The sequence below is a fragment of the Streptomyces xingningensis genome (assembly GCF_054957865.1).
On sequence record NZ_JBDJPF010000002.1, the window covers coordinates 53,161 to 78,401 of the forward strand.

Here is a 25,241-nt window from a genome sequence, read left to right on the forward strand (position 1 = left end):
AGCCCCTTCCAGCCCTTCCGACGGTCCGCTGCCGGGCCTCCCCTTGCCGACCGTAGCTGGCACGATGGGGCCACGCGATCCAGCGGTTTTAAGGAAGTGACTCCAGTGGCGTCGGTTGTTCTGTTCCATTCCGCCTACGGGCTGCGGCCCGCCGTGCACACCGCCGCCGAGCGGCTGCGTGCCGCCGGGCACGAGGTGCTCGTACCGGACCTCTACGACGGGCGTACGGCGGACGGCGTCGAGGACGGCATGTCCATCAAGGACGAGATCGGCCGGGAGGAGCTGCTGCGACGGGCGGTGAAGGCGGCCGCCCCGCTGTCCGACCGGGGTCTGGTCTATGCCGGGTTCTCGCTGGGTGGGGCGATCGCCCAGAACCTGGCGCTGGTCGATGAGAAGGCGCGCGGGCTCCTGCTTCTGCACGGCACCTCGGACCTGCCGGAGAACGTGGCCGTGGACGAGCTGCCCGTGCAACTGCATGTCGCCGACCCCGACCCCTTCGAACCGCACGACTGGCTCAACGCCTGGTACCTGCGGATGGGGCGGGCCGGGGCGGACGTGGAGATCTACCGCTACCCGGGGGCCGGGCACCTGTTCACGGACGAGCAGCTGCTGGACTACGACGCGGAGGCCACCGAGGCCGCCTGGACGGCGGCGCTCGGCTTCCTCGAATCCCTCGGAACCCATTAGCGGACGGGTGACTTGACCCGCTCCACCCGCTGGCTCCCGGACCGGGTCCGGTACGAACGGGTCCACGACGACGTCGCCCTCGGATCGCGCTTGTCGGACAGCACGTAGTAGTCCATCTGTGCCCGCTCGGCGGTGACATCGAGGACGCCATAGCCATGTGAGTCCATGTCCACCCATTTCACATGGCGGTTGGCGGTCTTGACCGCCGTCTCGGCAGTCACGGATACCGTGCGCGGATGGACGTGCAGGGTGTCGTCCAGATTGTCGGCGGTCACCGAGGTGACCACGAACTCGGTGGCGACGGACTTGGACAGCAGCGGATAGGTGGCCGCCTGCCTCGGCACATCGTTGGCCCAGGCCATATGGATATCGCCGGTCAGGAAGACGGTGTTGCGGATGCCGCGCCCACTGAGGTGGTCCAGCAGTTCGCGCCGGTCGTGCGTATAGCCGTCCCACTGGTCGGTGTTGGCCGTGATCCCGCTGCCGGGCAGCCCCAGCAGCTTGGTCAGCGGCTTGAGGAACTGCGCGGGCAGGGCGCCGAAGGCCACCGGGGCCATCATCACCGGGTTGCCGACCAGCCGCCAGGTGGTGTCGGAGGCCGCCAGCCCGTCCTTGAGCCAGTCGAGCTGCGCCCGCCCGGTGATCGTCCGGTTCGCCGAATCGACCGCCCCGCTGCCGGTCTTGGCCTGCTGTGAGCGGAAGGATCGCAGGTCCAGCAGGTGCAGATCGGCGAGGCGGCCGAACCGCAACCGCCGGTAGGCGGTGCCCTCAACAGACGGACGTACCGGCATCCACTCGAAGTACGCCTGCTTCGCCGCCGCCATCCGCGCCACCCACTCGCCCTCGGCACCCGGCGTGTGGTTCACCGCCCCGCCCGACCAGGCGTTGTCCGCGAACTCATGGTCGTCCCAGATGGCGATCAGCGGCAGCGCGTGGTGCAGGGCCTGTAGATCGGGGTCGGTCTTGTAATGGCCGTGCCGGGTGCGGTAGTCGGCGAGGGTGACGATCTCATGGGCGGGGTTGTGCGGCCGCACGACATACTTGGCAGCGGGATACTCACCCGACTTGTACTCGTAGATGTAGTCCCCGAGATGCAGCACCGCATCCAGGTCGCGGCGGCCCGCGAGGTGGCGGTACGCCGAGAAGTGCCCCGACTCCCAGTTGGCGCAGGAGACCACACCAAAGCGGATGCCGTCGGCGGCGGCATCGGCCGCCGGCGCGGTACGGGTGCGTGCGGTGGGGGAGTTGACGCCGTCGCCGGTGCTGAAGCGGAAGAAGTAGTCGGTGGCCGGGCGCAGTCCGCGTACGTCCGCCTTCACCGTGTGGTCGGAGGCGGCCGAGGCGGTGACGGTGCCCTTGGCGACCACCCGGGCGAAGGCCTCGTCCTCCGCCACCTGCCAGGTGACCTCGACGGCCGGCCCACGCCCGGAGCCGGGCACGGCATCGGGGGCCGGGGTGACACGGGTCCACAGCAGGACGCCGTCGGGCAGCGGGTCGCCGGAGGCGACGCCGTGCAGGAAGGGGTTGCCCGCCGCCCGGGCGGTGGCCGCTCCGGTGGCCGCTCCGGCGAAGGGCAGCAGCGCGGCGGTGGCGGCAGCGGCCGTGACGGCGACGCGGCGGGATATGCGGGGTGCGCGGGGGGTCTGGGGGGTTTGAGGATGATCACTCACGGGGGAGCAGCTTAATGGCTTGGCAAAACCAGTCCTTTTGATGGCCCTTCCCATGCAGGGGTTGGCAATTTGGAAAGCACTTCGGGCTGCCATGATCTCGCGCTCTCGGACGCCCGCATTCCCATGGCCTCTTCCCATAGGATTTGAAGCCGGGCACGCCCACGAAGGCATCCGGCAGGAGGGCCGCAGCATGAGCATGGAACTACCGGACATCCCCCGGACCATCGGTGGTATCGCCGACGCCCTTGACCAAAGCTGGCATACCCGGTTCTGGGACGATGTGCGTCGCGTCGACAGCCCCGGTGCTCTTGACCTCCTGCTCAATGACTGGTGGCGGCAGGCTGTTGTGGAGACTGCCGGTGACGACCCTGCTGCTCGTGCCGCCCTGGAAGACGCCGCCGATCTGCATCTCATCGAACTCGCCCGGGCCGAAAGTGACGGCCGCACGGTGACTCACGCCGAGGCCATGGCCATGCTCGACCAGCAGGCGGCATCGTGAGGTACACGCTGATCTGGGCCAACAGCACCGCCCGGGATCTGCGTGCCCTCCGGCAGCGTGACGGAGACACGGTCAAGCCCTTCGCCGACGCGATCAACGCCCTCGCGATGGACCCATACCCGTCTGGTGCTGTACGCCTGGGCGGTACGGACAGTTGGCGCCTCCATGTCGGCCGATACCGAGCCCTGTACGAGATCGATGGAACCAATATCGCCGTCACGCTCTTGCTCATCGGGAGCACCCCCGTGCGGTGACGTCCTTACCGTTACCGCACGGGCCGCCCCTCACCAATGAGGACGCGGTGCCGGGTGTGAGTGTGGTGTGGGTGTGGGTGTGGTGGGGGCTGGGCTTCAATCAGTGTGGAGTGTTTCTGCACCGCTTCGCGGTTTGGGGGGGGGAGAGGGCAGGAGGGGCTGCGCCCCCTGGGCCCGCCCGCTGCGCGGCCGGAGCGGGGTGGGCCGGAGCGGGGCGGGAGCCCTGGTCCGTTTGCGGCGCGGAGCGCCGGGCTGCGCCCGGGGCCGCTCCGCTGCGCTGCGCGGGGGGTGTGGGCGGGGGCGCCAGGGTGTTCGCTCGCCCGGTTTGCCCCAGTTACCTTCCGGTAAGGAGTCATTACCCTCCTCGACACGCCGCTTTGACTGCAGGGAATCGATCCCAGTTAAACCCTGAACCACCTCACCAAGCACCACGCCCCCGCACTCCCCACCCACCCCAACCCAAGACTCACCTCGCCCCGCGCAGCGCAGCGGAGCGGGACCGGGCGCAGCCCGGCACTCCGCACCGCAAACGGACCAGGGCTCCCGCCCCGCTCCGGCCCACCCCGCTCCGGCCGCGCAGCGGGCGGGCCCAGGGGGCGCAGCCCCTCCTGCCCTCCCCCCCCAAACCGCGAAGCGGTGCAGAAACACTTCGTATCTGTTCTGACCCGCACAATGCACAACAGGGCACCGTCGCTCACTGGAACTGGAAAAGGGTTCGCAGTGCAGAGGGCCGGGCTGGCAGGATGCGCCCATGAATGTGCGCATTGCTGACCCGGTTCGGGTGGGTGAGGAAGAGCTTCCCGATGGGAGGCGGCTGGGCTGGGCGGAGTGGGGGCCGGTGGATGGGGTGCCGGTGTTGTTTTCTCCGGGGGCGGCCACCAGTCGGCATCTTGGGTTCGGGGCGGGGGTGGTGGATGCGCTCGGGGTGCGGTTGATCGGCTTGGACCGGCCTGGGTTGGGGGTTTCCACGCCGGCGCCGCAGCGCACCTTCGCGGATTTCGCTGAGGATGTTCGTTGCTTTGCCGCTCAGCGGGGTCTGAACCGGCCCGCGATGGTGGGGAATTCGCAGGGGGCGCCGTTTGCTCTCGCTTGCGCCGCGGGTGGGGTGATCGGCGCGCTCGCGGTGGTTTCTGGGGCGGATGAGGTTGCGGCGCCGCGGTTCGCCGATGTGCTGCCGGAGGAATTGCGGCGGTTGGTTGATCTCGCGGTGGCGGATTCGGCCGCGGCGGAGGGAATCTTCGCGGGTTTTACGCCCGACGCGATGTGGGACATGGTCATGGCCAACAGCCCGGAATGTGACCTCGCGGTGTACCAGGAGCCGGTGTTCGCCGCTGCTTATCGGCGGGCGCTCGAGGAGGCCTTCGCGCAGGGCGCGGAGGGTTATGCGCGTGATACCGCGCTGGCCATGGGGCGGTGGGGGATCGATCTCTCGGCGATCACGGTGCCGGTGGACCTGTGGTACGGGGAGCGGGATCTCGGCCACTCGCCCGACCAGGGGGCCGGGTTGGCCGAGAGCATCCCCGGGGCGGTGCGGCATATCGTCCCCGGGGTTGGGGGTGCGGTGCTGTGGACGGAGGCCGAGTTGATCCTCCGGGCGCTGGTGGAGCGGGCTCCGGGGAGCCCGTCCCACCCTTGACCGCTTGAGTCTGACCGTCAGGCCCGTCAGGTCACTTCTTCTTCGGCCCGAATGCCTTGTCGATCTCCGCGGCGAAGGTCTCCGGCTTCATCGGGGGGACCTGGCCCTGCGGGCCCTGGACGGTCAGGGTCTGACCGCCATGCTTCAGGGTCGGAGTGCTATTGACGCCGTCCTTCTTCATCTGCTCGCCCATCACCAGGGCCCACTTGTCGTAGGTATGGGCGTTGACGGCTTGCTGGAAGTCCTTGTTGTCCTTCAACTTGGGCACCTGCTGGGCGATTTCGATGAGCCTCTTGTCGTCGGCGAAGGCGTCGTCGGTCTCTTCGGGGTGGTACTTCTCGGAGTAGAGCTTTTCCTTGTAGTCGACGAAGGCCTCCTGGCTGACGTTCAGCGCGGCGCCGAGGGCGCTGACGGCGTTCTTGGAGCCGGTGCCACCGTTGCCCATGCCATCGATGAAGTTGACCATGATGTACCGCACCTTGTACCGGCCGTCCGCGACGTCCTGGCGCAGCTGCTTGCCGACGTTCTGCTCGAACTGGGCACACGCCGGGCAGCGTGGGTCCTCGTAGATGGTGAGGGTGTCCTTGGCGCTGTCCTTGCCGATGACGATCAGGTCGCCCTTGCCACTGTTGCCCTTTTCGTCGGTGAGGTTGGAGGGATTGACGAGCGCCTTCTTGGCCGCCGCTTCCCAGTGGCCGTCGCTCTTGTCGTTCATCTTGGTCACCGCGATGGCGATGCCGCCCGCCACGGCGAGGGCGACGACGACTGCGCCGCCGACCAGGAGTTGGCGGCGGGTCTTGTCCTTCTTCGCCTGCCGCTCGCGCTCGGCGCGCAGCCGCTCGCGGGCGGCCTGCTTGTTCTGCTGGTTGTTGCGGTTGCTCATGGTGTCTTCTCCGTCGGTGTACGGGTGTTGGGGCCGTTGCGTGTGCTCTGCGTGTGTTCAGCAGCACACGGGCGGCGGTCCGCGCCGTACGACGGAGTGGATGAGGAGGGGGAGCGCGTGGGCCGGGAGGGTGTTGCGGACGGGACGTAGCCGTACGCCGCCCGGGCCGGGCACGGTGTCGACCCCCAACGCCGGCAGCAGCGGGCGGAACGCGAACGAGGCGACGGCGCGCAGCAGTCGGGCGAAGGCCACCTCGCCGCGGCGCAGCCAGGCGGCGGCCAGCAGGCCGATGGCGAGGTGGCAGCTGAGCAGCAGCCAGGGGGCGGCGGAGTCGATGGCCGGGGCGGGGCCGTTCTGGGCGGCGGCCATCCGGGCCAGCGGGGTGCCGAGGCTGCCGCCGTGGCAGACCAGATCTATGCCCATGGAGCGCAGCGGGCCGGAGACCGGGCCGCCGGCCGGTCCGTAACAGGCGTGCTGGCCGGTGGTGAAGACGGTGTCGGCGGCCAGTTCCAGGGGGACCAACAGAGCGGCTATGGACCAGTAGCCGCGCTCACGCGCGCCCGCCAGCGCGTAGGCGATCGCGAAGAACGCGGCCGAGAGGATGGCGACCGTGGAGAGCGGCAGGGGCGCCCGGGAGAGCAGGATGTGGGAGGCGGCCGAGAGGGTCACGCACAAGGCGGTGAACAGCCCGGCGCGCAGCGCCCGCAACCGAACTCCCGTCCCCTTCATAACGCGGAAGTGTGCCACGACACGCCGCAATTGTCGCCTCACGGCCCGGCGTTACGGAAGGGGCGGGAGTTCGGCCCGGAATTCAGCCCGGAATGTCAGGGCTTCGGTCAGGACTTCAGCTGGGCGTCGATCGCCGAGTTGAAGGTCTCCGGGGTCATCGGGGCGCCCTTGCCGTTGGGGGAGTCCACCTCGATCTTCTTGCCGTCCAGCTTGAGGGTGGGGGTGCCCGTGACGTCCTTGGCGTTGTCGAAAGTGTTGGACATCTCCAGCGCCCACTTGTCGAAGGTGCCGTCCTTGACGTTCTTGCGGAAGTCCGCGTTGCCCTTGAGCGCCGGGACCTCGTCCGCGATCTTCAGCAGGGTGTCCTTGTTGGCGAAGGAGTCCTTGGTTTCGTCCGGGTGGTTGGCCTTGGCGTAGAGCGCCTTGTTGTACTCGGCGAAGGCCTGCGGGCTGACGTTGAGGGCGGCGCCCATTGCGCTGAGCGCGGTCTTGGAACCGGTGCCGTTGAGGTTCCTGTCGATGAAGGTGCCGATGTTGTACTGGATCTTGAACTTGCCGTCCTTGACGTCCTTGTCGATGGTGTTGCCGACGTTCTGCTCGAAGACCGAGCAGATCGGGCAGCGCATGTCCTGGTAGATGTCCAGGGTGTGCTTGGCCTTCTGGTCGCCGACGATCACCTCGGTGCCGTTGGCTCCGGTGGCGTTGGCGGGCTTGACCAGAGTCTTCTTGGCGGCCGCCTCCCAGGCGGCATTGGCGCCGCTGCCGCCGCCCAGCTGGGTCACGGCCAGGGCGATCCCGGCCACCACGGCCAGTCCGGCGACGACTCCGCCGCCGACCAGCAGCTGGCGGCGGACCTTGTCCTTCTTCACCTGCTGGGCGCGCTCGGCGCGCAGCCGCTCGCGGGCGGCCTGCTTGTTCTGCTGGTTGTTGCGGTTGCTCATGATGTTGCCTGTCTGCTCCGTGATCGGGGTGGTCTTCTGCTCAGCCGAGGGCGGAGAGAGACGGCGGCCCGCGCCGGATCACGGAGTGGAGCAGCGGGGGGCGCGGCCGGGCCGCGCGGGTGTGGTGCACGGGGCCGAGGCGGGCGCCCTGGCTCCGGTCGGCCGGGGTGAGCGCCGCGACGGCCAGCAGCAGCGGGCGGAATGCCACCGCCGCGGTGGCGCGCAGCAGGCGGCCGAAGGCCGCCTCGCCCCGGCTCAGCCAGGCGGCGGCCAGCAGGCCGACCGCGAGGTGCCCGGCGAGCAGCAGCCAGGGGGCGGTGCCCGGGGCGACGGTGTGTGCCAGGGGCGAGCCCATGCTGCCGCCGCCGCAGATCAGGGTGAGGGCTCCCGGGAGGGGGTGCCCGGTCGGGTCGTAGCAGGTGTCCTGGCCGGTGGTGAGGAGCGCGCCCACGGCCAGCTCCAGGGGGATGAGGAGGGCGGCGATCGGCCAGTACCGGCGCTCGCGGCCCGCCAGCGCGTAGGCGAGGGCGAAGACGGCGGCGGTGGCGGCCGCGACGGTCGGCAGCGGCAGCGGCCTGCCGGACAGCAGCACCTGGGAGGCCGTGGACAGCAGCACGCAGAGCGCCGTGAACAGCGCCGCGCGCAGTGCCCGCAACCGTGCCGCTGATATGTCCATAGAGGTCGAGTCTGTCATGGGGTGGGATAAGCCGCGACTAAAGTTCGCTTCCGTATCGAATGTGTATTCGGGTCGTCGCTCTTGGAGAGTGTGCCTGGTGGTACGCCGCTGCCCCTCGAGGCGAGGCCGGTAACCTTCATGGCCTGCCCCGCCCCGCCAGCCGTCCGCCGGAGGTCTTCCACCGTGAGCAAGCCGCCCTTTACACACCTGCACGTCCACACCCAGTACTCGCTGTTGGACGGTGCCGCGCGGCTCAAGGACATGTTCAATGCCTGCAATGAGATGGGCATGACGCACATCGCCATGAGCGACCATGGCAATCTCCACGGTGCCTATGACTTCTTCCACCAGGCCCAGAAGGCGGGCGTCACGCCGATCATCGGCATCGAGGCGTATGTGGCCCCCGAGTCGCGGCGCAACAAGCGGCGCATCCAGTGGGGCCAGCCGCACCAGAAGCGGGACGATGTGTCCGGCTCCGGTGGTTATACGCACAAGACGATCTGGGCGGCCAACAGGACCGGTCTGCACAACCTCTTCCGGCTCTCCTCGGACGCCTATGCCGAGGGCTGGCTGACCAAGTGGCCCCGGATGGACAAGGAGACCATCGCCAAGTGGTCGGAGGGGCTGATCGCCTCCACCGGCTGCCCCTCCGGCGAGCTCCAGACCCGGCTGCGGCTGGGCCAGTACGAAGAGGCCCGCCAGGCCGCCTCCGACTACCAGGACATCTTCGGCAAGGGCCGCTACTTCCTGGAGCTGATGGACCACGGCATCGAGATCGAGCGCCGGGTCCGCGAGGACCTGCTGAAGATCGGCAAGGAGCTGGGCATCCCCCCGCTCGTCACCAATGACTCGCACTACACCTACGCCCACGAGTCGAGCGCGCACGACGCCCTGCTGTGCATCCAGACCGGCAAGAACCTCTCCGACCCGGACCGCTTCAAGTTCGACGGCTCCGGCTACTACCTCAAGTCCACGGACGAGATGTACGCCGTCGACCCCTCGGACGCCTGGCAGCAGGGGTGCGCCAACACCCTGCTGGTGGCCGAACAGATCGACACCACCGGCTGGTTCGAGAAGCGCGACCTGATGCCCAAGTTCGATGTGCCCGAGGGGTTCACCGAGGTCACCTGGTTCCAGGAGGAGGTCCGGCGCGGCATGGCCCGCCGCTTCCCCGGCGGCGTCCCGGAGGACCGGCAGCGGCAGGCCGAGTACGAGATGGACGTCATCATCCAGATGGGGTTCCCGGGCTACTTCCTGGTGGTCGCCGACTTCATCATGTGGGCGAAGAAGAACGGCATCGCGGTCGGCCCCGGCCGTGGCTCCGCGGCCGGTTCGATCGTCGCGTACGCGATGGGCATCACCGACCTCGACCCCATCCCGCACGGCCTGATCTTCGAGCGGTTCCTCAACCCCGAGCGCGTCTCGATGCCCGATGTCGACATCGACTTCGACGAGCGCCGGCGCGCCGAGGTGATCCGGTATGTCACGGAGAAGTACGGCGCCGACAAGGTCGCCATGATCGGCACGTATGGCACCATCAAGGCCAAGAACGCGATCAAGGACTCGGCCCGGGTGCTGGGTTACCCGTACGCCATGGGCGACCGCATCACCAAGGCGATGCCCGCCGACGTCCTCGGCAAGGGCATTCCGCTGTCCGGCATCATCGACCCCCAGCACCCCCGCTACAGCGAGGCGGGCGAGGTGCGCGGGATGTATGAGAACGAGCCGGATGTGAAGAAGGTGATCGACACCGCGCGCGGCGTCGAGGGCCTGGTGCGGCAGATGGGCGTGCATGCGGCAGGCGTGATCATGTCCAGCGAGACCATCACCGACCATGTCCCGGTCTGGGTGCGGCACACCGACGGCGTCACCATCACCCAGTGGGACTACCCGAGTTGTGAGTCGCTCGGCCTGCTGAAGATGGACTTCCTGGGCCTGCGCAACCTCACGATCATGGACGACGCCGTCAAGATGGTGAAGGCCAACAAGGGGATCGACATCGATCTCCTGGCCCTCCCGCTCGACGACCCCACCACCTTCGACCTGCTCCAGCGCGGCGACACCCTGGGCGTCTTCCAGTTCGACGGCGGGCCCATGCGGTCGCTGCTGCGGCTGATGAAGCCCGACAACTTCGAAGACATCTCCGCCGTGTCCGCCCTCTACCGGCCGGGCCCGATGGGCATGAACTCGCACACCAACTACGCGCTGCGCAAGAACAAGCAGCAGGAGATCACCCCGATCCACAAGGAGTTGGAGGAGCCGCTCGAAGAGGTGCTGGCCGTCACCTACGGTCTGATCGTCTACCAGGAGCAGGTCCAGAAGGCCGCCCAGATCATCGCCGGGTACTCGCTCGGCGAGGCCGACATCCTCCGCCGGGTGATGGGCAAGAAGAAGCCCGACGAGCTGGCGAAGAACTTCACCATCTTCCAGGGCGGCGCCCGGAAGAACGGCTACAGCGACGAGGCCATCCAGGCGCTCTGGGACGTGCTGGTCCCGTTCGCCGGCTACGCCTTCAACAAGGCCCACTCGGCCGCGTACGGCCTGGTCTCGTACTGGACCGCCTACCTCAAGGCCAACCACCCGGCCGAGTACATGGCCGCGCTGCTCACCTCGGTCAAGGACGACAAGGACAAGTCGGCGACCTACCTCAACGAATGCCGCCGGATGGGCATCAAGGTGCTCCCGCCGAACGTCAACGAGTCCGAATCAAACTTCGCCGCCCAGGGTGACGATGTGATCCTCTTCGGCCTCACGGCGGTGCGCAACGTCGGCGCCAACGTGGTCGATTCGATCATCCGGTGCCGCAAGTCCAAGGGGAAGTACAGCTCCTTCCCCGACTTCCTCGACAAGGTGGAGGCGGTGGTCTGCAACAAGCGGACCGTTGAATCGCTCATCAAGGCCGGTGCCTTCGACGAGATGGGGCACACCCGCAAGGGCCTCACCGCGCACTACGAGCCGATGATCGACAACGTGGTGCAGGTCAAGCGCAAGGAAGCCGAGGGGCAGTTCGACCTCTTCGGCGGCATGGGCGACGAGAGCACCGACGAGGGACCGGGCTTCGGGCTCGATGTGGAGTTCTCCGACGTCGAGTGGGAGAAGCCCTATCTGCTCGCCCAGGAGCGCGAGATGCTCGGCCTCTATGTCTCCGACCACCCGCTCTTCGGCATCGAGCATGTGCTCAACGACAAGGCCGACGCCGCCATCTCCCAGCTGACCGGCGGCGAGCACGCGGACGGGGCGATCGTCACCATCGGCGGCATCATCTCCGGCCTCCAGCGCAAGATGACCAAGCAGGGCAACGCCTGGGCCATCGCCACCGTGGAGGACCTGGCCGGCTCCATCGACTGCATGTTCTTCCCGGCCACCTACCAGCTGGTCTCCACCCAGCTCGTCGAGGACGCCGTGGTCTTCGTCAAGGGCCGGCTGGACAAGCGCGAGGACATCCCGCGCCTGGTCGCCATGGAGTTGATGGTCCCCGACCTGTCCAACGCGGGCAGCAACGCACCCGTGGTGATCACCATCCCGACGGTCAAGGTCACCCCGCCGCTGGTGGAGAGGCTCGGCCAGGTCCTCACCCACCACCGGGGCTCCAGCGAGGTGCGGATCAAGCTCCAGGGCGCCCGCAAGACCACCGTGCTCCGGCTGGACCGGCACCGGGTGACCCCCGACCCGGCGCTCTTCGGTGACTTGAAGCAGCTGCTCGGCCCGTCCTGCCTGGCGGGCTGAGGCGGATACGCATGCGAGGGGCGCGCTCGGTTGGCACGGGCGCGCCCCTCAAACACACCGAAGCGCCGGTCAGTTGTGGCCGAAGCGCTTCTGCTTGCTCTTGCGGGCCATGTCGCCCGGGGTGACCTGTGACTGCCGCTGCTCGGCCCGGTCCTCCATCGAGGAGCTTCTTGCCTGTTGCTGCTGGCGCTCGGCCTGGCTCGCCTGCTTCTGCGGCTGCTGCCGGTTCTTGTTCTTGGCCATTTCTTCTGTGCCTCCAGTTGGAGTGGCCCCCGCCAACACCCTGGCATGCACTAAGGAACGACGCATTTCGGGCAATCACCCTGTGTGACAGGGATACTTCTCGGCCACAGGCCGTATCCGCCACGCCGATGATCCAGTTCGGACTGATAACCCCCGCACGGTCGGGCAGACTCCAGGGAAAGCCCACTCACGACCGGGGCACTGCCGTGCCGGGGGCGACCGCACTTCTGGACACACTGGACTTACGGAGAGAAGGTGGACCGTGGACCGCTGCGTCGTCCTGGTGGACGCCGGCTATCTGCTGGGCGCCGCCGCAAGCCTGCTGGCCGGGGACTCCGCCCGCTCCCGCATCACCGTTGACCACGCAACTCTGATCCAGGGCCTGCGGGAGCGCGCCGAGAACGAGACCAGTCGGCCGCTGCTGCGCATCTACTGGTTCGACGGCGCCCCCGACCGCGTCCCCCAGCCCGAGCACCGCAGGCTCCGGGTGATGCCCCGGGTCACCGTCCGGCTCGGCGCACTGACCCGCAGCACCGACGGCCGCTGGGGCCAGAAGGGCGTGGACGCGGCCATGCACGCCGAGCTCACCGAGCTGGCCCGCAACCGCGCCTGCTCCGACGTCGTGCTGGTCACCGGCGACGGCGATCTGCTGCCCGGCCTGATGTCCGCCAAGGAACACGGCGTCGCCGTCCACCTGTGGGCCGTCCAGGCCGCCGACGGCGACTACAACCAGTCCGAGGACCTGGTCGCCGAGGCTGATGAACGGCGCGTTCTGGACCGTACCTGGATCACCCGGGCCGTGCGGGCCAAGGAGCTCACCGGGCCCTGCGCCCCGCCGCCCGAGCCCGAGCCCGAGATCGCCGCGATCCTCTCCGCGCCGCTGCCCGAGACGGCGGGTGCCGCCTCCGGCGTCGGATCGGCCCAGGCCGCGGAGTCCGGTTCCGCGGTACGCAACGGGGTCCGCCCGGCGGGCTCCTCGCTGGCCGCCGAGCGCGGTGACGGGACGGGCGGCAAGACCGTGCCCACCCCGAAGGACCTGGCCTGCCTCAACCGGTCCGGCGGCCCGCAGTCCCCGTCGGGCACCGGGCCCTCCGGGGGGACTCCGGCCACCAACGCCACCCTCCGCTGGTCCTCCGACAAGGGCTGGGTCGACAGAAGCACCGGGAACGGCCTCGGCGAGTCGCCCGAGATCGCCGCCCTGCCGATGCTCGCTCAGCTCACCAGCGCGGAGCAGCGCTGGGCCGACCGGGAGGAGGACATCACCACCGTCGGGGGCGACCCCTTCGAGGTCGGCCAGGTCTTCGCCCGGCGCTGGACGGAGCGGATCACCGACTCCGTCCATCTGCAGCACATTTCCACCGAGTACCCGAGGATTCCGCACCGGATCGACGGCGAGCTGCTGCGCTATGCCGCCCGCTTCGGGCTGCTCGCACACAAGGACGACCAGATCGACGAGCACGACCGATATGCGATCCGGGCCGGGTTCTGGCGGGAGATCGACGCACGCACGGCGGCGGAGCATGCCCCTGCCGGGGATTAGAGGGTGCGGCACGGCGTACCCCGAGGCAAGGGGCGCACGGCCGGGCGCGTACTCTCATGGCTCGTGACGACGGGCGCGAAGCAGGGGGCGGCACCGCACACGGTGTGCGCCGTGCGCGGTCTCGTCAAGGCATACCCGGCCGCCCGCGCCCGCCGGGGCACCCCGGCCGCTCCGGCCGTACGGGCCACCGACGGCATCGACCTCGACGTCCGGCGCGGTGAGATCTTCGGCCTCCTCGGCCCCAACGGCGCGGGCAAGACCACCCTGGTACGCCAGCTCACCGGGTTGCTGCGGCCCGACGAGGGCGGCATCGAGCTGCTGGGACACGATCTGGTCCGGCACCCCGAGCGCGCCGCCCGGCTGATCGGCTATCTCGGGCAGGAGTCCTCCGCCCTGGACGAGCTGACCGTGTCCCTCGCCGCCGAGACCACCGGGCGGCTGCGCGGCCTGGACCTGCGCACCGCCCGTGCCGAGCGGGATGCCGTACTGGACGAGCTGGGGCTCGCCCCGCTCGCCGGACGGCCGTTGAAGAAACTTTCCGGCGGACAGCGTCGCCTCGCCTGCTTCGCCGCCGCCCTGGTCGGCGACCGCCCGCTGCTCGTCCTCGACGAACCCACCACCGGCATGGATCCGGTGGCCCGGCGCGCCGTCTGGGCCGCCGTCGACCGGCGCCGGGCCGAGCGTGGCGCGACGGTGCTGCTGGTCACCCATAACGTCATCGAGGCCGAGACCGTCCTGGACCGGGTCGCGGTGCTGGAGCACGGCCGGATCATCGCCTGTGACACCCCGGCCGGGCTCAAGGAGCTGGTCGGCGACGAGGTCCGGGTCGAACTGGTGTGGCGCGACGCGCCCCCGCTGGACGTACCCGAGGTCGCGGCGCTGCGCGACAGCGCCCAGGAGACCGGGCGCCGCTGGTCGCTGCGGCTCGCCCCCGCCGAGGCGCGGGCCGCCGTCGCCGCGGTGACCGGCGGGCCCGCCTTCGCCGCCCTCGATGACTTCACCCTGGCCACCCCGAGTCTGGAGGACGTCTACCTGGCGCTCGGCGGCCGGGCGAAGGGGCTGGTGAAGGGGTGAGGGTACGGATGCCGGCCGGGTGGCGGACGAACAGGAGCGGTGCCCAGTGAGTGCAGTATCCGCGGAGGCGGCGACCGGTCAGACCCGGGTCCCGGCCCACAGTGCCCGGCCCGCCGACGACGGGCCCGCGGCGCTGGCGCCGCGGGCGCGGTTGCTGCCCGCCCTGGCGGCCGTCTACCGGGCGCAGCTGTCGCGGGCCCGGGTGGCCCGGATCCCGCTGCTGTTCGTGGCGACCTTCCAGTCCGTCGGGATCATGGTCCTGATGCGCGGAGTGGTGGACGGCGGGGACGAGGCCCGCGCCGTGGTGGCCGGTTCCAGCGTGCTGGTGGTGGCGTTTGTCGCGCTGAACCTGCTGGCCCAGTACTTCGGACAGCTGCGCGCCAGCGGCGGTCTGGACCACTACGCCACGCTGCCGGTGCCGCCCGCCGCCGTGGTGCTGGGTGCGGCGGGGGCGTACGCGTCCTTCACCGTGCCCGGCACGGTGGTCACGGCGGTGGCGGGCAGCGTGCTCTTCAAGCTGCCGCTGGTGCACCTGTGGGTGCTGGCCGGAGTGGTCCCGCTGTCCGGCGCGGCCCTGGCCGGGCTCGGTGCGGCGCTGGGGTTGCTCGCGCCCCGGCCGGAACTGGCCACGCTGTGCGGCCAGTTGGGCATGTCGGCGGCGCTGCTGCTCGGAGTGCTGCCGGCCGCGCACCTGCCGGAGCCCATCGCGTACGCACGCGATCTGCTGCCGTCCACCTATGGGGTGGAGGCGCTGGCGCGGAGCTTCGCCGCCCGGCCCGACTGGCTGCTGGTGGCCGCGGATCTCGGGGTGTGCGCCGCGGTGGGAGTGGTCTCGCTGGCCCTCGCGACCTGGGCATACCGGCGGGCGGCGGTCCGGTGACGCGGCGCGCCGACCGGCCTGCCGCCGGGGGTGCGGCCGCCACCTGGCACGATGGCGGGGTGACCGCACCACTGACGCCGCATGACCAGCCCCTGCCCTCGGATGGCGGCAAAGGGCCCGATGAGCCTGGTGAGCCCGGTGGGCCGTCGCCCGTACTCGCCGAGCTGCGGCCCGCCGCCGTTGTCACGGCGGCGGTCACGGTGGCCGGGGTGCTGCTGGGGCTGTTGTGGGTGTGGCTGGCGCCCAAGGTGCCGCTGATCTCGGATGCCAAGGCGGTCTACCTCAAGAACACCGAGGGCGAGCAGGCGATCGGTGCGGACGGTGTGTTCGCGTTCCTCGGGCTGGGGTTCGGTGCGCTGAGCGCGGCGCTGGTCTTCTGGTTCCGGCGCAGCGGTGGCATCGCGGTGGTGGTCGCTCTCGCGGTGGGGTCCCTGCTGGCCTCGCTGATCGGCTGGCGGCTGGGCATGTGGCTGGGGCCCACCTCCAATGTGGTCGCGCATGCCAGGGCGGTGGGCAAGGGGGTCGTCTTCGACGCCCCGCTCAAGCTGGGTGCCAAGGGGATGCTGCTGGCCTGGCCGTTGGCGGCGATGGCGGTGCACCTGCTGCTGACCGCGCTGTTCGGGCCGCGGGACCCGGAGCCGGCGGGGGTGGTGCGCGGCTGGGCGAATCCTCCGGGGACGCCGGTTCCGGGGCCGGCCCCGAAGGCACCGGAGACCCCGGAGGATGGCAAGCCGTCCGCCTGAGGGCGTTATGCGGGCCGGCGGCCGTGGTTGGCGGGGTTCTTGCGCAGGCGCCACTTGCGTTTGCGCGTTCGCTTGGACATGGGGTCCCCTCCCTGGGTGTGGCGGATCGCCTCTTTGGTCAATACCGGAGGGACGGGGGTTCGTCCAGTGCGAACGTACGGGCTACGCGCCGCGCGCGATCCGTGCGATCACCGCGCCGGTCAGCTCCGCGAGGTCGCCGGGCGCCAGCTCGACCTCCAGCCCCCGGCGGCCGGCCGACACATGGACCGTGCCGAGCGGGAGCGCGGACGCGTCCAGCGCCGTGCGCAGCCGGCGCCGCTGCCCCAACGGCGAGATCCCGCCCCGCACATACCCCGTCGCCCGCTCCGCGGCCGCCGGGTCGGCCATGGCCGCCCGCTTGCCGCCGACCGCCGCAGCCAGGGCCTTGAGGTCGAGCGAACCGGAGACCGGGACCACGGCCACGGTCAGTGCGCCGTCCACCTCGGCCACCAGGGTCTTGAAGACCCGGCCCGCATCGACGCCCAGCGCCCGTGCGGCCTCCTCGCCGTAGGACGCGGCGGCCGGGTCGTGCACATAGGCGTGGACCCAGTGGACGGTGCCCGCTTTCCGCAGCGCGACGATGGCCGGGGTCGCGCCGGACTTCCTCGCCAAGTTACCGCTCCTCGGGCTCAGTTGGGGCTCATCGGCCGCCGGGTCAGCTCGGTGGCCGGCACCGAGGGGAGCTTGCCGATCAACGCCGTCTCGGCGCGCAGCAGTTTCAGCTCCTCCGCGAGCCGGGACGCCGTGTCGGGCGCCTGCAGCAGCCGCTGCTTGGTGGGCACATCGAGCATCATCGCGGCGGCGACCAGGAACGACACCACCGAGGGCTGCTGCGGCAGATCCGTCTCCCCGGCCAGGGAGCGCTCGCTCGCACCGGCCAGCCGCTTCTGGTACGCCCGGAACGCCCGCAGCACACCCGAGGCGAGCGCACCCGCCTCGTCTCCCTGCCGCTCCTCGATGTCCTCGACCTCGCCCACCAGATAGGGGCCGGTGGCGTCGACGGACCGCAGCCGGAACCGGGTGGTGCCGGTGGCCAGCACCTCATAGCCGCCGTCCGGGCGCTTTTTGATGGTGGCCGCGTCCGCCACACAGCCCACCGGGTGGAAGGCACTGATCGGATCCGGGCCGAAGCCGGTGGCCGGACCGGGCTCGGGCCTGGCCCCCTCGGGCAGGCCCGGGGCGCTGGACGCCACCTCCAGGCCGTCCCGGATGGCGACGACGCCGAAGCGGCGCGGCTGGTCCTCGGGGAGCTCCGCCAGCCGGCGCATCAGCGCGCGATACCGCTGCTCGAAGACGTTCAGCGGAAGCACGAGGCCCGGGAACAGCACCGAGTTCAGGGGAAAGATCGGAAGGCGCGCGGTGGTCACAGCCGGTAAGCCTAATGGCCCTGCCCGTCGGCGCGCCGGGAGTCCGCGGTCACTGGCGGCGCAACAGCCGGGAGACGCCCGTGGTGACCGTGGTGGCCAGGGTCCAGCCGACCAGCACCAGGCCGGCGGCCAGCCACTGCCCCGGGCCGCTGGTCTTCCAGGCCGCGCTCTGCCCCAGATCGATGACGGGCAGCAGCAGGTCCAGGGTGTAGAGCTCGGGGTTCCAGGTCGGCGCCCCCTCGTCCGGCCTGACGGGCGGCATGGGGTGACGGTCGTAGTAGACCGTGCCCAGCGCCCACAGCAGGGCCATCCACAGCGCGGCCCGGCCGGGCCGGTAGCCATAGGCGACCGTCCAGTCCTGGATGAAGCCCCAGACCTTGGCGGCGAGCGGGAGCGTCTCGCGTCTGCGGCGCTGCTTGGCGAGCAGCACCAGGCGCGCGTCGGCGTCCTCACCGCTGTCGCGCAGGGCGCCGGCCAGCCGTTCGTACGGCTCCGGGGCGTACTCCGGGGTGGCGGCGGCCACCCACTCCAGGCGCTTGGCGAGCGGGAAGTGACCGAGCGGTATCAGGTGCTCGTAGGAGAACCCGGCCATCACCAGACCGCCGGGCTCCGGCCAGCTGTCCCACCGGTCGACCAGGTTGGCCACCCGGGAGCCCGACAGCACCACCCGCCCGCCGGCCGGCCGCTCGCCCAGGAAGCGCAGTTCGGGTGTCTGGATGCGGCGCAGCGACAGCTCCTGGTCGGGCCCCAGCGCCAGCCGGGCCAGGCTGAAGTCCACCGCGTCGCCGAACCGCCCGTCGTCCAGCCGGATCCCGCCCTCGCAGGTGAAGCGCTGCAGCCGGGTGCCGGGCTCGGCGGTGCCCGCGGCGATGCCGTACGGGGGAGTGGCGCCCGGGGCGAGGGTGGCGCCGCTGACGCCCGCCGGGGTCAGATAGACGGTGCGCTCCACGGTGAGCTGCGGGGCGTTGAGCGCCCGGTGACCGTAGGGATTGCTCAGGGTGGTGCCGCGCAGGCTCAGCGAGGCCCCTATCTTCGCGCCGCGCAGGCTCAGCTCGCCGTAGGAGCGGGCCAGTTCGGCCTGGAGGTCCTGGCCCACGGTCAGCCCGTCGGCGGCTATCGACTGGCCGCGCCGGTCCCTGCGCACCACCAGCTGGTTGAGCAGCAGATCGGTGCCGATGTGCGCATCGGTCAGCCGGATGCCGCGCCGTACCACACAGCGCGGCAGATGCAGATCGCCCTCGGTGTGCAGCCGGGCGGCCTCGATCCGGGGGATGGTGCAGCCGACCAGCCGCAGGGTGGTGAAGTGGCTCTCGGGCAGCAGCAGTTGCTGCTCGAAGCGGCAGCTCTGCAGCTCGACATAGGGGGTCACGGTCCCGCCGGACAGCTCCAGCAGGCCGGTGATCTGCGCGCCACGGAGCTTGAGGGCGCTGACCCGCCCGGGCCGGGCGGGCGGTCCGGCCAGCAGCAGCAGGGCGATGACCTGGGCGCGCACACAGCGTTCCGGGCCCCAGGTGTGCGCGGCGTTGGGGTCGTTCTGCTCGGGGTAGGGGGTGCGCAGATCGTGGGTGGTGCCGGTGCGGAACGCCTGCCACATGCCCTGTTCGGCGGCGGTGAGGTCGAGCCCGGTGGGGGGCTCGCCGTCGGATGGTTCGGTCACGTTCCCTCCCCTCACTCGTACGTTCGTGCGTACGATTCCCGCTGGGTGACCGCTTGAACACGGTGCGTGTGACGAGTTTTGCTCCGCGTATCACTGAGCGGTACAGGGAGTCGTGTGCCGGGGCGGGTCTGAGACAATTGGCCGTGTGATCTCCCGAATCGATCTGCGCGGCGCCGCTCTCCATGAGCACGGCGTCGACCGCGGCCTGCTGCCCCGAGCCGAACTCGACGTCGAGGCCGCCCTGGAGAAGGTGCGGCCCATCTGCGAGGACGTGCATCATCGCGGCACCGCGGCACTGATCGACCACGCCGAGCGCTTCGACGGTGTGCGGATCGACCGGGTGCGGGTGGCACCCGAGGCGATCGCCCGCGCCCTCGATGAGCTCGACCCGGCCGTACGGGCGGCCCTCGAGGAGTCCATCCGGCGGGCCCGAAAGGTCCACCGCGAACAGCGCCGCACCGACCGGACCGTCACCGTGGTGCCCGGCGGCACGGTCACCGAGCGCTGGGTGCCCGTCGAGCGCGTCGGGCTGTATGTGCCGGGCGGCCGCTCGGTCTACCCCTCATCCGTGATCATGAACGTGGTGCCCGCCCAGGAGGCGGGCGTCGGCTCGATGGCCGTCTCCTCCCCGCCGCAGGCGGACTTCGGTGGTCTGCCCCACCCCACCATCCTGGCCGCCTGCGCGCTGCTCGGCGTCGACGAGGTGTACGCGGCGGGCGGCGCCCAGGCCGTCGCCATGTTCGCCTACGGCACCGAGGACTGCCGCCCGGTCAACATGGTCACCGGCCCCGGCAACATCTGGGTCGCCGCCGCCAAGCGGCTGCTCAAGGGCCGCATCGGCATCGACGCCGAGGCGGGCCCCACCGAGATCGCCATCCTCGCCGACCACACCGCCGACCCGGTGCATGTCGCCGCCGACCTGATCAGCCAGGCCGAGCACGACCCGCTGGCCGCCGCCGTCCTGGTCACCGACTCCGAGGAACTCGCCGCCTCCGTCGAGAAGGAGCTGGAGACCCAGGTCGCCGCCGGCAAGCACATCGAGGACCGGATCGTCCCCGCGCTCGGCGGCCGCCAGTCCGGCATTGTGCTGGTCGACGACATCGAGGCGGGCCTCGCCGTGGTGGACGCCTATGGTGCCGAGCACCTGGAGATCCAGACCGCGGACGCGGCGGCGGTCGCCGCCCGGGTGCGCAACGCGGGAGCGATCTTCGTCGGCCCGTACGCCCCCGTCTCGCTCGGCGACTACTGCGCGGGCTCCAACCATGTGCTGCCGACCGGCGGCTGCGCCTGCCACTCCTCCGGGCTGTCCGTGCAGAGCTTCCTGCGCGGCATCCACATCGTGGACTACGGCCGCGACGCCCTCGCCGAGGTCGCCCACCATGTGGTCACCCTCGCCGAGGCGGAGGACCTGCCCGCGCACGGCGCCGCGATCAAGGCACGGTTCGACTGGAAGGTTCCACAGGGCAAGTGACGCACATCGACGACCTCCCCATCCGGGACGAGCTGCGCGGCAAGTCCCCGTACGGCGCCCCCCAGCTCGATGTCCCCGTACGCCTGAACACCAACGAGAACCCCTACCCGCTGCCCGAACCCCTGGTCGCCCGGATCGCCGAGCGCGTCACCGAGGCCGCCCGGCACCTCAACCGCTACCCCGACCGCGATGCGACCGAGCTGCGCACCGAGCTGGCCAAGTACCTCACCCGCAGCACCGGGCACCCGGTCACCAGGGCGAACGTCTGGGCGGCCAATGGCTCCAACGAGGTCATCCAGCAGCTGCTGCAGACCTTCGGCGGCCCGGGCCGCACCGCCATCGGCTTTGAGCCCTCGTACTCGATGCACGCCCTGATCTCCCGGGCCACCGGCACCGGCTGGCTCTCCGGACCGCGCCACGACGACTTCACCATCGACGTCGACGCCGCGGTACGGGCCATCGGCGAGCACCGGCCCGAGGTGGTCTTCGTCTGCTCGCCCAACAACCCCACCGGCACGGCCGTCGAGGCCGAGACGGTGCTGCGGCTGTACCGGGCCGCGCAGGCCGCCAGGCCGTCACTGGTGATCGTCGACGAGGCGTATGGCGAGTTCAGCCACCGCCCCTCGCTGCTGCCGCTGACCGAGGGGCGGCCCCACCTCGTCGTCTCCCGCACCATGTCCAAGGCCTTCGGCGCGGCCGGGCTGCGGCTGGGCTACCTCGCCGCCGACCCGGCGGTGGTGGACGCGGTACAGCTGGTCCGGCTGCCGTACCACCTGTCGTCCGTCACCCAGGCCACCGCGCTGGCCGCACTGGAGCACACCGACACCCTGCTCGGCTACGTCGAACAGCTCAAGGCCGAACGCGACCGGATCGTCACCGAACTGCGGGCCATGGGCTGCCAAGTGACCGACTCCGACGCCAACTTCGTCCAGTTCAGGTGCTTCGCCGACAGCCACACCGCATGGCAGGCCATCCTCGACCGGGGTGTGCTGGTACGGGACAACGGAGTACCGGGGTGGCTGCGGGTGACCGCCGGTACCCCTGAGGAGAACGACGCGTTCCTGGACGCGGTCCGTGCAGTACTGAAGGAGAGCCACTGATGAACCGCGTGGGCCGCGTAGAGCGCACCACCAAGGAGACCTCGGTCCTGGTCGAGATAGACCTGGACGGCACCGGTCAGGTCGACGTCTCGACCGGCGTCGGCTTCTACGACCACATGCTCGACCAGCTCGGCCGGCACGGCCTCTTCGACCTCACCGTCAAGACCGACGGCGACCTGCACATCGACACCCACCACACCATCGAGGACACCGCCCTCGCGCTCGGCGCCGCCTTCCGGCAGGCGCTCGGCGACAAGGTGGGCATCTACCGCTTCGGCAACTGCACGGTCCCACTGGACGAGTCCCTCGCCCAGGTGACCGTGGACCTCTCCGGCCGCCCCTACCTGGTGCACACCGAGCCCGAGAACATGGCGCCGATGATCGGCAGCTATGACACCACGATGACCCGGCACATACTCGAGTCCTTCGTGGCCCAGGCACAGATCGCCCTGCACGTCCATGTGCCGTACGGGCGCAACGCCCACCACATCGTGGAGTGCCAGTTCAAGGCCCTCGCCCGCGCCCTGCGCTACGCCTGCGAGCGCGACCCGCGCGCCGCCGGGATCCTCCCTTCCACGAAGGGTGCGCTGTGAGCGACGCGCGCGCGGCCGCCGGGCCGCAGACGGATGTGATGGCCGCACCTCTGCGCCGCGTGGGCGGAGTGGGGGTACCTCCCGGGCGAAGCCTGGGGGAGAACGAGGGAGTACTGTGACCGGCCTTTCCGCCGCGCTGATCATCGTCGGCCTGTTCCTGATCGGCGGGATCATCTCCTTCATCAAGCAGGGCATGCCCAAGAGCGTCATTGTGCTGCTCGGCATCGGGGCCGCGATGTGCCTCCTCGCCGGCGGGATGCGCATCGAGGGGCTGTGGTCATGAGCCGTAAGAAGGTGGTCGTCTTCGACTACGGCTTTGGCAACGTCCGGTCCGCCGAGCGTGCCCTTGCGCATGTCGGCGCGGAGGTCGAGATCACCGGTGACTACGACCGGGCGATGCACGCCGACGGGCTGCTGGTCCCCGGCGTCGGCGCGTTCGCGGCCTGCATGCGGGGGCTGCGCGCCGCGCGCGGCGACTGGATCATCGGGCGGCGGCTGTCCGGCAGCCGGCCGGTGATGGGCATCTGCGTCGGCATGCAGATCCTCTTCGAACGGGGCATCGAGCACGGCGTCGAGACCGAGGGCCTCGACGAGTGGCCCGGCGTCGTCGAGCCGCTCAAGGCGCCGGTCGTCCCGCACATGGGCTGGAACACGGTCCGCCCCGCCGAGGGCTCCCGGCTGTTCGCCGGACTGGACGCCGGCACCCGCTACTACTTCGTCCACTCCTACGCCGTCCGCGAATGGCACCTCGAGATCACCAACGAGGCCATCCGGCCGCCCAAGGTCACCTGGGCCACCCATGGCGAACCGTTCGTCGCCGCCGTGGAGAACGGCCCGCTCTGGGCCACCCAGTTCCACCCCGAAAAGTCCGGCGACGCCGGATCCCGGCTCCTCACCAACTGGATCGGAACCCTGTGACCGTGCCGACTGCAAGCATGCTCGAACTCCTCCCCGCCGTCGACGTCCGCGACGGGCAGGCCGTGCGCCTGGTGCACGGCGAGTCCGGGTCCGAGACCTCCTACGGCGATCCGCTGGCCGCCGCCCTGGCCTGGCAGCGCTCCGGTGCCGAGTGGCTGCACCTGGTCGACCTCGACGCGGCCTTCGGCACCGGCGACAACCGGGCGCAGATCGCCGAGGTCGTCCGCTCCATGGACATCAAGGTCGAGCTGTCCGGCGGCATCCGCGACGACGCCTCGCTGGCCGCCGCCCTCGCCACCGGCTGCACCCGGGTCAACCTCGGCACCGCCGCCCTGGAGGCCCCCGAGTGGGTGGCCCGGGCCATCGCCGAGCACGGCGACCGGATCGCGGTCGGCCTGGACGTACGCGGCACCACCCTGCGCGGCCGCGGCTGGACCCGCGACGGCGGCGACCTCTATGAGACCCTGGCCCGTCTGGACTCCGAGGGCTGCGCCCGCTACGTGGTCACCGACATCGCCAAGGACGGCACCCTCCAGGGCCCCAACCTGGAACTGCTGAAGAACGTCTGCGCGGCCACCGACAAGCCGGTCGTCGCCTCCGGGGGTGTCTCCTCTCTTGACGATCTGCGGGCAATCGCCACTCTGGTACCGGAGGGCGTCGAAGGTGCCATCGTCGGCAAGGCTCTCTACGCCAAGGCGTTCACCTTGGAAGAAGCCCTGGAGGCAGTGTCCGCATGAGTGAAACCCCACGGCGTGTGCAGACGGACAGTCCCTGGGAAGAGTCGATCGGCTTCGCACGCGCCGTGGCGGCCGGGGACCGGGTCCTCGTCGCCGGGACGATGCCGCTGGTGCACGGCGTCCTCCAGGGCGAGGGAGACCCGTATGAGCAGACCAAGGTGGCCTTCGGCAACGCCCTTGAGGCGCTCAAACGCTTCGGGCTGGGCCCCGAGTCGGTCGTCCGCACCCGCATGTACCTCACCCATGCGCGGGACGTGGACGCCGTCGGCCGCGCTCACAAGGAGCTCTTCAACGCCGTGCGGCCCGCCGCGACCATGGTGGTGGTCTCCGGTTTCGTCGACTCGCGGGTGCTGGTCGAAGTGGAAGTGGAAGCATTTGGAGGAGAATCCGCGTGACCCTCGCGGTGCGAGTCATTCCCTGCCTGGACGTGGACAACGGCCGGGTCGTCAAGGGCGTCAATTTCCAGAACCTGCGCGACGCGGGCGACCCCGTCGAAATGGCCCGGATCTACGGGCAGGAGGGCGCCGACGAGCTGACCTTCCTGGACATCACCGCCTCCGCCGGCCATCGCGAGACCACCTATGACGTGGTGCGCCGCACGGCGGAGCAGGTCTTCATCCCGCTCACCGTGGGCGGCGGCGTCCGTACCGCGCAGGACGTCGACCGGCTGCTGCGGGCGGGCGCGGACAAGGTCGGCGTCAATACCGCGGCGATCGCCCGGCCCGAGCTGATCCGGGAGATCGCGGAGCGGTTCGGCAGCCAGGTGCTGGTGCTCTCGGTGGACGCCCGCCGCGCTTCCTCCCGCCCGGGCTCGACCGGGACGTTCGAGGTCACCACCCACGGCGGCCGCCGGGGTACCGGCCTGGACGCGGTGGAGTGGGCGCACCGCGCGGCGGAGCTGGGCGCGGGGGAGATCCTGCTCAACTCCATGGACGCGGACGGCACCAAGGACGGCTATGACACCGAGCTGATCCGGGCCGTGCGCGAGCACGTCACCGTGCCGGTGATCGCCAGTGGGGGCGCCGGGCGGCTCGAGCACTTCGCCCCGGCGGTGGCGGCAGGGGCGGACGCGGTGCTGGCCGCGTCGGTCTTCCACTTCGGTGATCTGCGGATCTCCGAGGTCAAGGGGGCACTGCGGGCGGCCGGGCAACCGGTGCGGTAGGCGCGGCGGGGGTTTG

26 protein-coding genes are annotated in these 25,241 nt (G+C 70.5%); 17 read left to right on the forward strand and 9 right to left on the reverse strand.

Annotation, left to right across the window (positions count from 1 at the left end; genetic code table 11):
• Positions 1 to 105: 105 nt before the first annotated feature.
• Entirely contained in the window at positions 106 to 687 is a 582-nt protein-coding gene (locus ABCR83_RS01435) for a dienelactone hydrolase family protein (RefSeq protein ID WP_462692429.1), read from the forward strand.
• Here ABCR83_RS01435 and ABCR83_RS01440 read toward each other — a convergent pair.
• Positions 684 to 2,357, reverse strand: coding sequence for an alkaline phosphatase D family protein (locus ABCR83_RS01440; RefSeq protein ID WP_462692431.1), 1,674 nt, complete (start codon positions 2,355 to 2,357; stop codon positions 684 to 686). The two genes, ABCR83_RS01435 and ABCR83_RS01440, sit on opposite strands and share 4 nt — an antisense overlap.
• Positions 2,358 to 2,547: 190 nt before the next feature.
• Between ABCR83_RS01440 and ABCR83_RS01445 the strand changes: the two genes are divergently transcribed.
• The 3 genes from ABCR83_RS01445 (at position 2,548) to ABCR83_RS01455 (ending at position 4,746) form a co-directional block, all read left to right on the forward strand.
• Positions 2,548 to 2,856 (forward strand): hypothetical protein, encoded by a 309-nt coding sequence (locus tag ABCR83_RS01445; protein WP_462692433.1) that lies wholly within the window; start codon positions 2,548 to 2,550, stop codon positions 2,854 to 2,856.
• Complete coding sequence (locus ABCR83_RS01450; RefSeq protein WP_462692435.1) at positions 2,853 to 3,110, forward strand: type II toxin-antitoxin system RelE family toxin; 258 nt, start codon at positions 2,853 to 2,855, stop codon at positions 3,108 to 3,110. The genes ABCR83_RS01445 and ABCR83_RS01450 overlap by 4 nt, the downstream gene beginning before the upstream one ends.
• A 751-nt stretch (positions 3,111 to 3,861) precedes the next feature.
• Positions 3,862 to 4,746: an alpha/beta fold hydrolase gene (locus ABCR83_RS01455; RefSeq protein WP_462692437.1), complete on the forward strand. Its 885-nt coding sequence runs from the start codon at positions 3,862 to 3,864 to the stop codon at positions 4,744 to 4,746.
• A 31-nt stretch (positions 4,747 to 4,777) separates the two neighbouring features.
• Here the strand turns inward: ABCR83_RS01455 and ABCR83_RS01460 are convergent, their stop codons facing one another.
• From ABCR83_RS01460 to ABCR83_RS01475, 4 genes are all read right to left on the reverse strand, one after another.
• Positions 4,778 to 5,629, reverse strand: a complete 852-nt coding sequence (locus ABCR83_RS01460) for a thioredoxin domain-containing protein (protein ID WP_462692439.1) — start codon at positions 5,627 to 5,629, stop codon at positions 4,778 to 4,780.
• A gap of 57 nt (positions 5,630 to 5,686) precedes the next feature.
• Positions 5,687 to 6,358, reverse strand: a complete 672-nt coding sequence (locus tag ABCR83_RS01465; protein ID WP_462692441.1) for a hypothetical protein — start codon at positions 6,356 to 6,358, stop codon at positions 5,687 to 5,689.
• 107 nt (positions 6,359 to 6,465) lie between these two features.
• Positions 6,466 to 7,299 carry a thioredoxin domain-containing protein gene (locus tag ABCR83_RS01470; protein WP_462692443.1) on the reverse strand — a complete coding sequence of 278 codons (834 nt, stop codon included), beginning with the start codon at positions 7,297 to 7,299 and terminating at the stop codon, positions 6,466 to 6,468.
• Between the two features lie 40 nt (positions 7,300 to 7,339).
• Complete coding sequence (locus tag ABCR83_RS01475; RefSeq protein WP_462692445.1) at positions 7,340 to 7,975, reverse strand: hypothetical protein; 636 nt, start codon at positions 7,973 to 7,975, stop codon at positions 7,340 to 7,342.
• 183 nt (positions 7,976 to 8,158) lie between these two features.
• Here ABCR83_RS01475 and dnaE point away from each other — a divergent pair, with 183 nt between their 5' ends.
• Positions 8,159 to 11,701, forward strand: coding sequence for a DNA polymerase III subunit alpha (gene dnaE, locus ABCR83_RS01480; RefSeq protein WP_462692447.1), 3,543 nt, complete (start codon positions 8,159 to 8,161; stop codon positions 11,699 to 11,701).
• Positions 11,702 to 11,770: 69 nt separating this feature from the next.
• Here the strand turns inward: dnaE and ABCR83_RS01485 are convergent, their stop codons facing one another.
• Positions 11,771 to 11,944 (reverse strand): hypothetical protein, encoded by a 174-nt coding sequence (locus ABCR83_RS01485; protein WP_462692449.1) that lies wholly within the window; start codon positions 11,942 to 11,944, stop codon positions 11,771 to 11,773.
• 262 nt (positions 11,945 to 12,206) lie between these two features.
• Between ABCR83_RS01485 and ABCR83_RS01490 the strand changes: the two genes are divergently transcribed.
• The 4 genes from ABCR83_RS01490 to ABCR83_RS01505 all read left to right on the forward strand — a co-directional run bounded on the left by ABCR83_RS01490 (position 12,207) and on the right by ABCR83_RS01505 (position 16,181).
• Positions 12,207 to 13,484 carry an NYN domain-containing protein gene (locus ABCR83_RS01490; protein WP_462692451.1) on the forward strand — a complete coding sequence of 426 codons (1,278 nt, stop codon included), beginning with the start codon at positions 12,207 to 12,209 and terminating at the stop codon, positions 13,482 to 13,484.
• Between the two features lie 102 nt (positions 13,485 to 13,586).
• Positions 13,587 to 14,558, forward strand: coding sequence for an ABC transporter ATP-binding protein (locus ABCR83_RS01495; protein ID WP_462692692.1), 972 nt, complete (start codon positions 13,587 to 13,589; stop codon positions 14,556 to 14,558).
• A 46-nt stretch (positions 14,559 to 14,604) separates the two neighbouring features.
• Complete coding sequence (locus ABCR83_RS01500) at positions 14,605 to 15,438, forward strand: ABC transporter permease (protein ID WP_462692453.1); 834 nt, start codon at positions 14,605 to 14,607, stop codon at positions 15,436 to 15,438.
• A 59-nt stretch (positions 15,439 to 15,497) separates the two neighbouring features.
• Positions 15,498 to 16,181 (forward strand): ABC transporter permease, encoded by a 684-nt coding sequence (locus ABCR83_RS01505; RefSeq protein ID WP_462692455.1) that lies wholly within the window; start codon positions 15,498 to 15,500, stop codon positions 16,179 to 16,181.
• A gap of 162 nt (positions 16,182 to 16,343) precedes the next feature.
• Here ABCR83_RS01505 and ybaK read toward each other — a convergent pair whose 3' ends face one another.
• From ybaK to ABCR83_RS01520, 3 genes are read right to left on the reverse strand one after another with little or no spacing between them, the layout of a single operon-like run.
• On the reverse strand, positions 16,344 to 16,832 hold the full coding sequence (gene ybaK, locus ABCR83_RS01510; protein WP_462692457.1) for a Cys-tRNA(Pro) deacylase: 489 nt from the start codon (positions 16,830 to 16,832) through the stop codon (positions 16,344 to 16,346).
• Between the two features lie 17 nt (positions 16,833 to 16,849).
• Positions 16,850 to 17,587, reverse strand: a complete 738-nt coding sequence (locus ABCR83_RS01515; RefSeq protein WP_462692459.1) for an LON peptidase substrate-binding domain-containing protein — start codon at positions 17,585 to 17,587, stop codon at positions 16,850 to 16,852.
• A gap of 49 nt (positions 17,588 to 17,636) precedes the next feature.
• Positions 17,637 to 19,244 (reverse strand): oxidoreductase, encoded by a 1,608-nt coding sequence (locus tag ABCR83_RS01520; RefSeq protein ID WP_462692461.1) that lies wholly within the window; start codon positions 19,242 to 19,244, stop codon positions 17,637 to 17,639.
• A gap of 145 nt (positions 19,245 to 19,389) precedes the next feature.
• Between ABCR83_RS01520 and hisD the strand changes: the two genes are divergently transcribed.
• The 8 genes from hisD (at position 19,390) to hisF (ending at position 25,225) form a co-directional block, all read left to right on the forward strand.
• Positions 19,390 to 20,715 carry a histidinol dehydrogenase gene (gene hisD, locus ABCR83_RS01525; RefSeq protein ID WP_462692463.1) on the forward strand — a complete coding sequence of 442 codons (1,326 nt, stop codon included), beginning with the start codon at positions 19,390 to 19,392 and terminating at the stop codon, positions 20,713 to 20,715.
• Positions 20,712 to 21,815 (forward strand): histidinol-phosphate transaminase, encoded by a 1,104-nt coding sequence (locus ABCR83_RS01530; RefSeq protein WP_462692465.1) that lies wholly within the window; start codon positions 20,712 to 20,714, stop codon positions 21,813 to 21,815. The genes hisD and ABCR83_RS01530 overlap by 4 nt, the downstream gene beginning before the upstream one ends.
• Positions 21,815 to 22,408 (forward strand): imidazoleglycerol-phosphate dehydratase HisB, encoded by a 594-nt coding sequence (hisB, locus tag ABCR83_RS01535; protein WP_462692467.1) that lies wholly within the window; start codon positions 21,815 to 21,817, stop codon positions 22,406 to 22,408. Before ABCR83_RS01530 ends, hisB begins: the two co-directional genes overlap by 1 nt.
• Before the next feature lie 115 nt (positions 22,409 to 22,523).
• A complete protein-coding gene (locus tag ABCR83_RS01540; protein WP_462692469.1) occupies positions 22,524 to 22,691 on the forward strand; it encodes a hypothetical protein in 168 nt (55 codons plus the stop codon).
• The gene (gene hisH, locus ABCR83_RS01545) at positions 22,688 to 23,326 is read left to right on the forward strand and encodes an imidazole glycerol phosphate synthase subunit HisH (protein ID WP_462692470.1); all 639 of its coding nucleotides are present in this window, start codon (positions 22,688 to 22,690) and stop codon (positions 23,324 to 23,326) included. The genes ABCR83_RS01540 and hisH overlap by 4 nt, the downstream gene beginning before the upstream one ends.
• Positions 23,327 to 23,343: 17 nt before the next feature.
• Complete coding sequence (gene priA, locus ABCR83_RS01550) at positions 23,344 to 24,063, forward strand: bifunctional 1-(5-phosphoribosyl)-5-((5-phosphoribosylamino)methylideneamino)imidazole-4-carboxamide isomerase/phosphoribosylanthranilate isomerase PriA (RefSeq protein WP_462692694.1); 720 nt, start codon at positions 23,344 to 23,346, stop codon at positions 24,061 to 24,063.
• Positions 24,060 to 24,458: a RidA family protein gene (locus ABCR83_RS01555; protein WP_462692472.1), complete on the forward strand. Its 399-nt coding sequence runs from the start codon at positions 24,060 to 24,062 to the stop codon at positions 24,456 to 24,458. The genes priA and ABCR83_RS01555 overlap by 4 nt, the downstream gene beginning before the upstream one ends.
• On the forward strand, positions 24,455 to 25,225 hold the full coding sequence (hisF, locus tag ABCR83_RS01560) for an imidazole glycerol phosphate synthase subunit HisF (RefSeq protein WP_462692474.1): 771 nt from the start codon (positions 24,455 to 24,457) through the stop codon (positions 25,223 to 25,225). The genes ABCR83_RS01555 and hisF overlap by 4 nt, the downstream gene beginning before the upstream one ends.
• The last annotated feature ends 16 nt before the right edge of the window (positions 25,226 to 25,241 follow it).

Bases quoted from the DNA above. Each gene is read 5' to 3' on its own strand.
- ABCR83_RS01445 (WP_462692433.1), top strand. From the start codon at position 2,548: ATGAGCATGGAACTACCGGACATCCCCCGGACCATCGGTGGTATCGCC.
- ABCR83_RS01455 (WP_462692437.1), top strand. From the start codon at position 3,862: ATGAATGTGCGCATTGCTGACCCGGTTCGGGTGGGTGAGGAAGAGCTT.
- ABCR83_RS01460 (WP_462692439.1), bottom strand. From the start codon at position 5,629: ATGAGCAACCGCAACAACCAGCAGAACAAGCAGGCCGCCCGCGAGCGG.
- ABCR83_RS01465 (WP_462692441.1), bottom strand. From the start codon at position 6,358: ATGAAGGGGACGGGAGTTCGGTTGCGGGCGCTGCGCGCCGGGCTGTTC.
- ABCR83_RS01470 (WP_462692443.1), bottom strand. From the start codon at position 7,299: ATGAGCAACCGCAACAACCAGCAGAACAAGCAGGCCGCCCGCGAGCGG.
- ABCR83_RS01475 (WP_462692445.1), bottom strand. From the start codon at position 7,975: ATGGACATATCAGCGGCACGGTTGCGGGCACTGCGCGCGGCGCTGTTC.
- ABCR83_RS01485 (WP_462692449.1), bottom strand. From the start codon at position 11,944: ATGGCCAAGAACAAGAACCGGCAGCAGCCGCAGAAGCAGGCGAGCCAG.
- hisB (WP_462692467.1), top strand. From the start codon at position 21,815: ATGAACCGCGTGGGCCGCGTAGAGCGCACCACCAAGGAGACCTCGGTC.
- hisH (WP_462692470.1), top strand. From the start codon at position 22,688: ATGAGCCGTAAGAAGGTGGTCGTCTTCGACTACGGCTTTGGCAACGTC.
- priA (WP_462692694.1), top strand. From the start codon at position 23,344: ATGCTCGAACTCCTCCCCGCCGTCGACGTCCGCGACGGGCAGGCCGTG.
- ABCR83_RS01555 (WP_462692472.1), top strand. From the start codon at position 24,060: ATGAGTGAAACCCCACGGCGTGTGCAGACGGACAGTCCCTGGGAAGAG.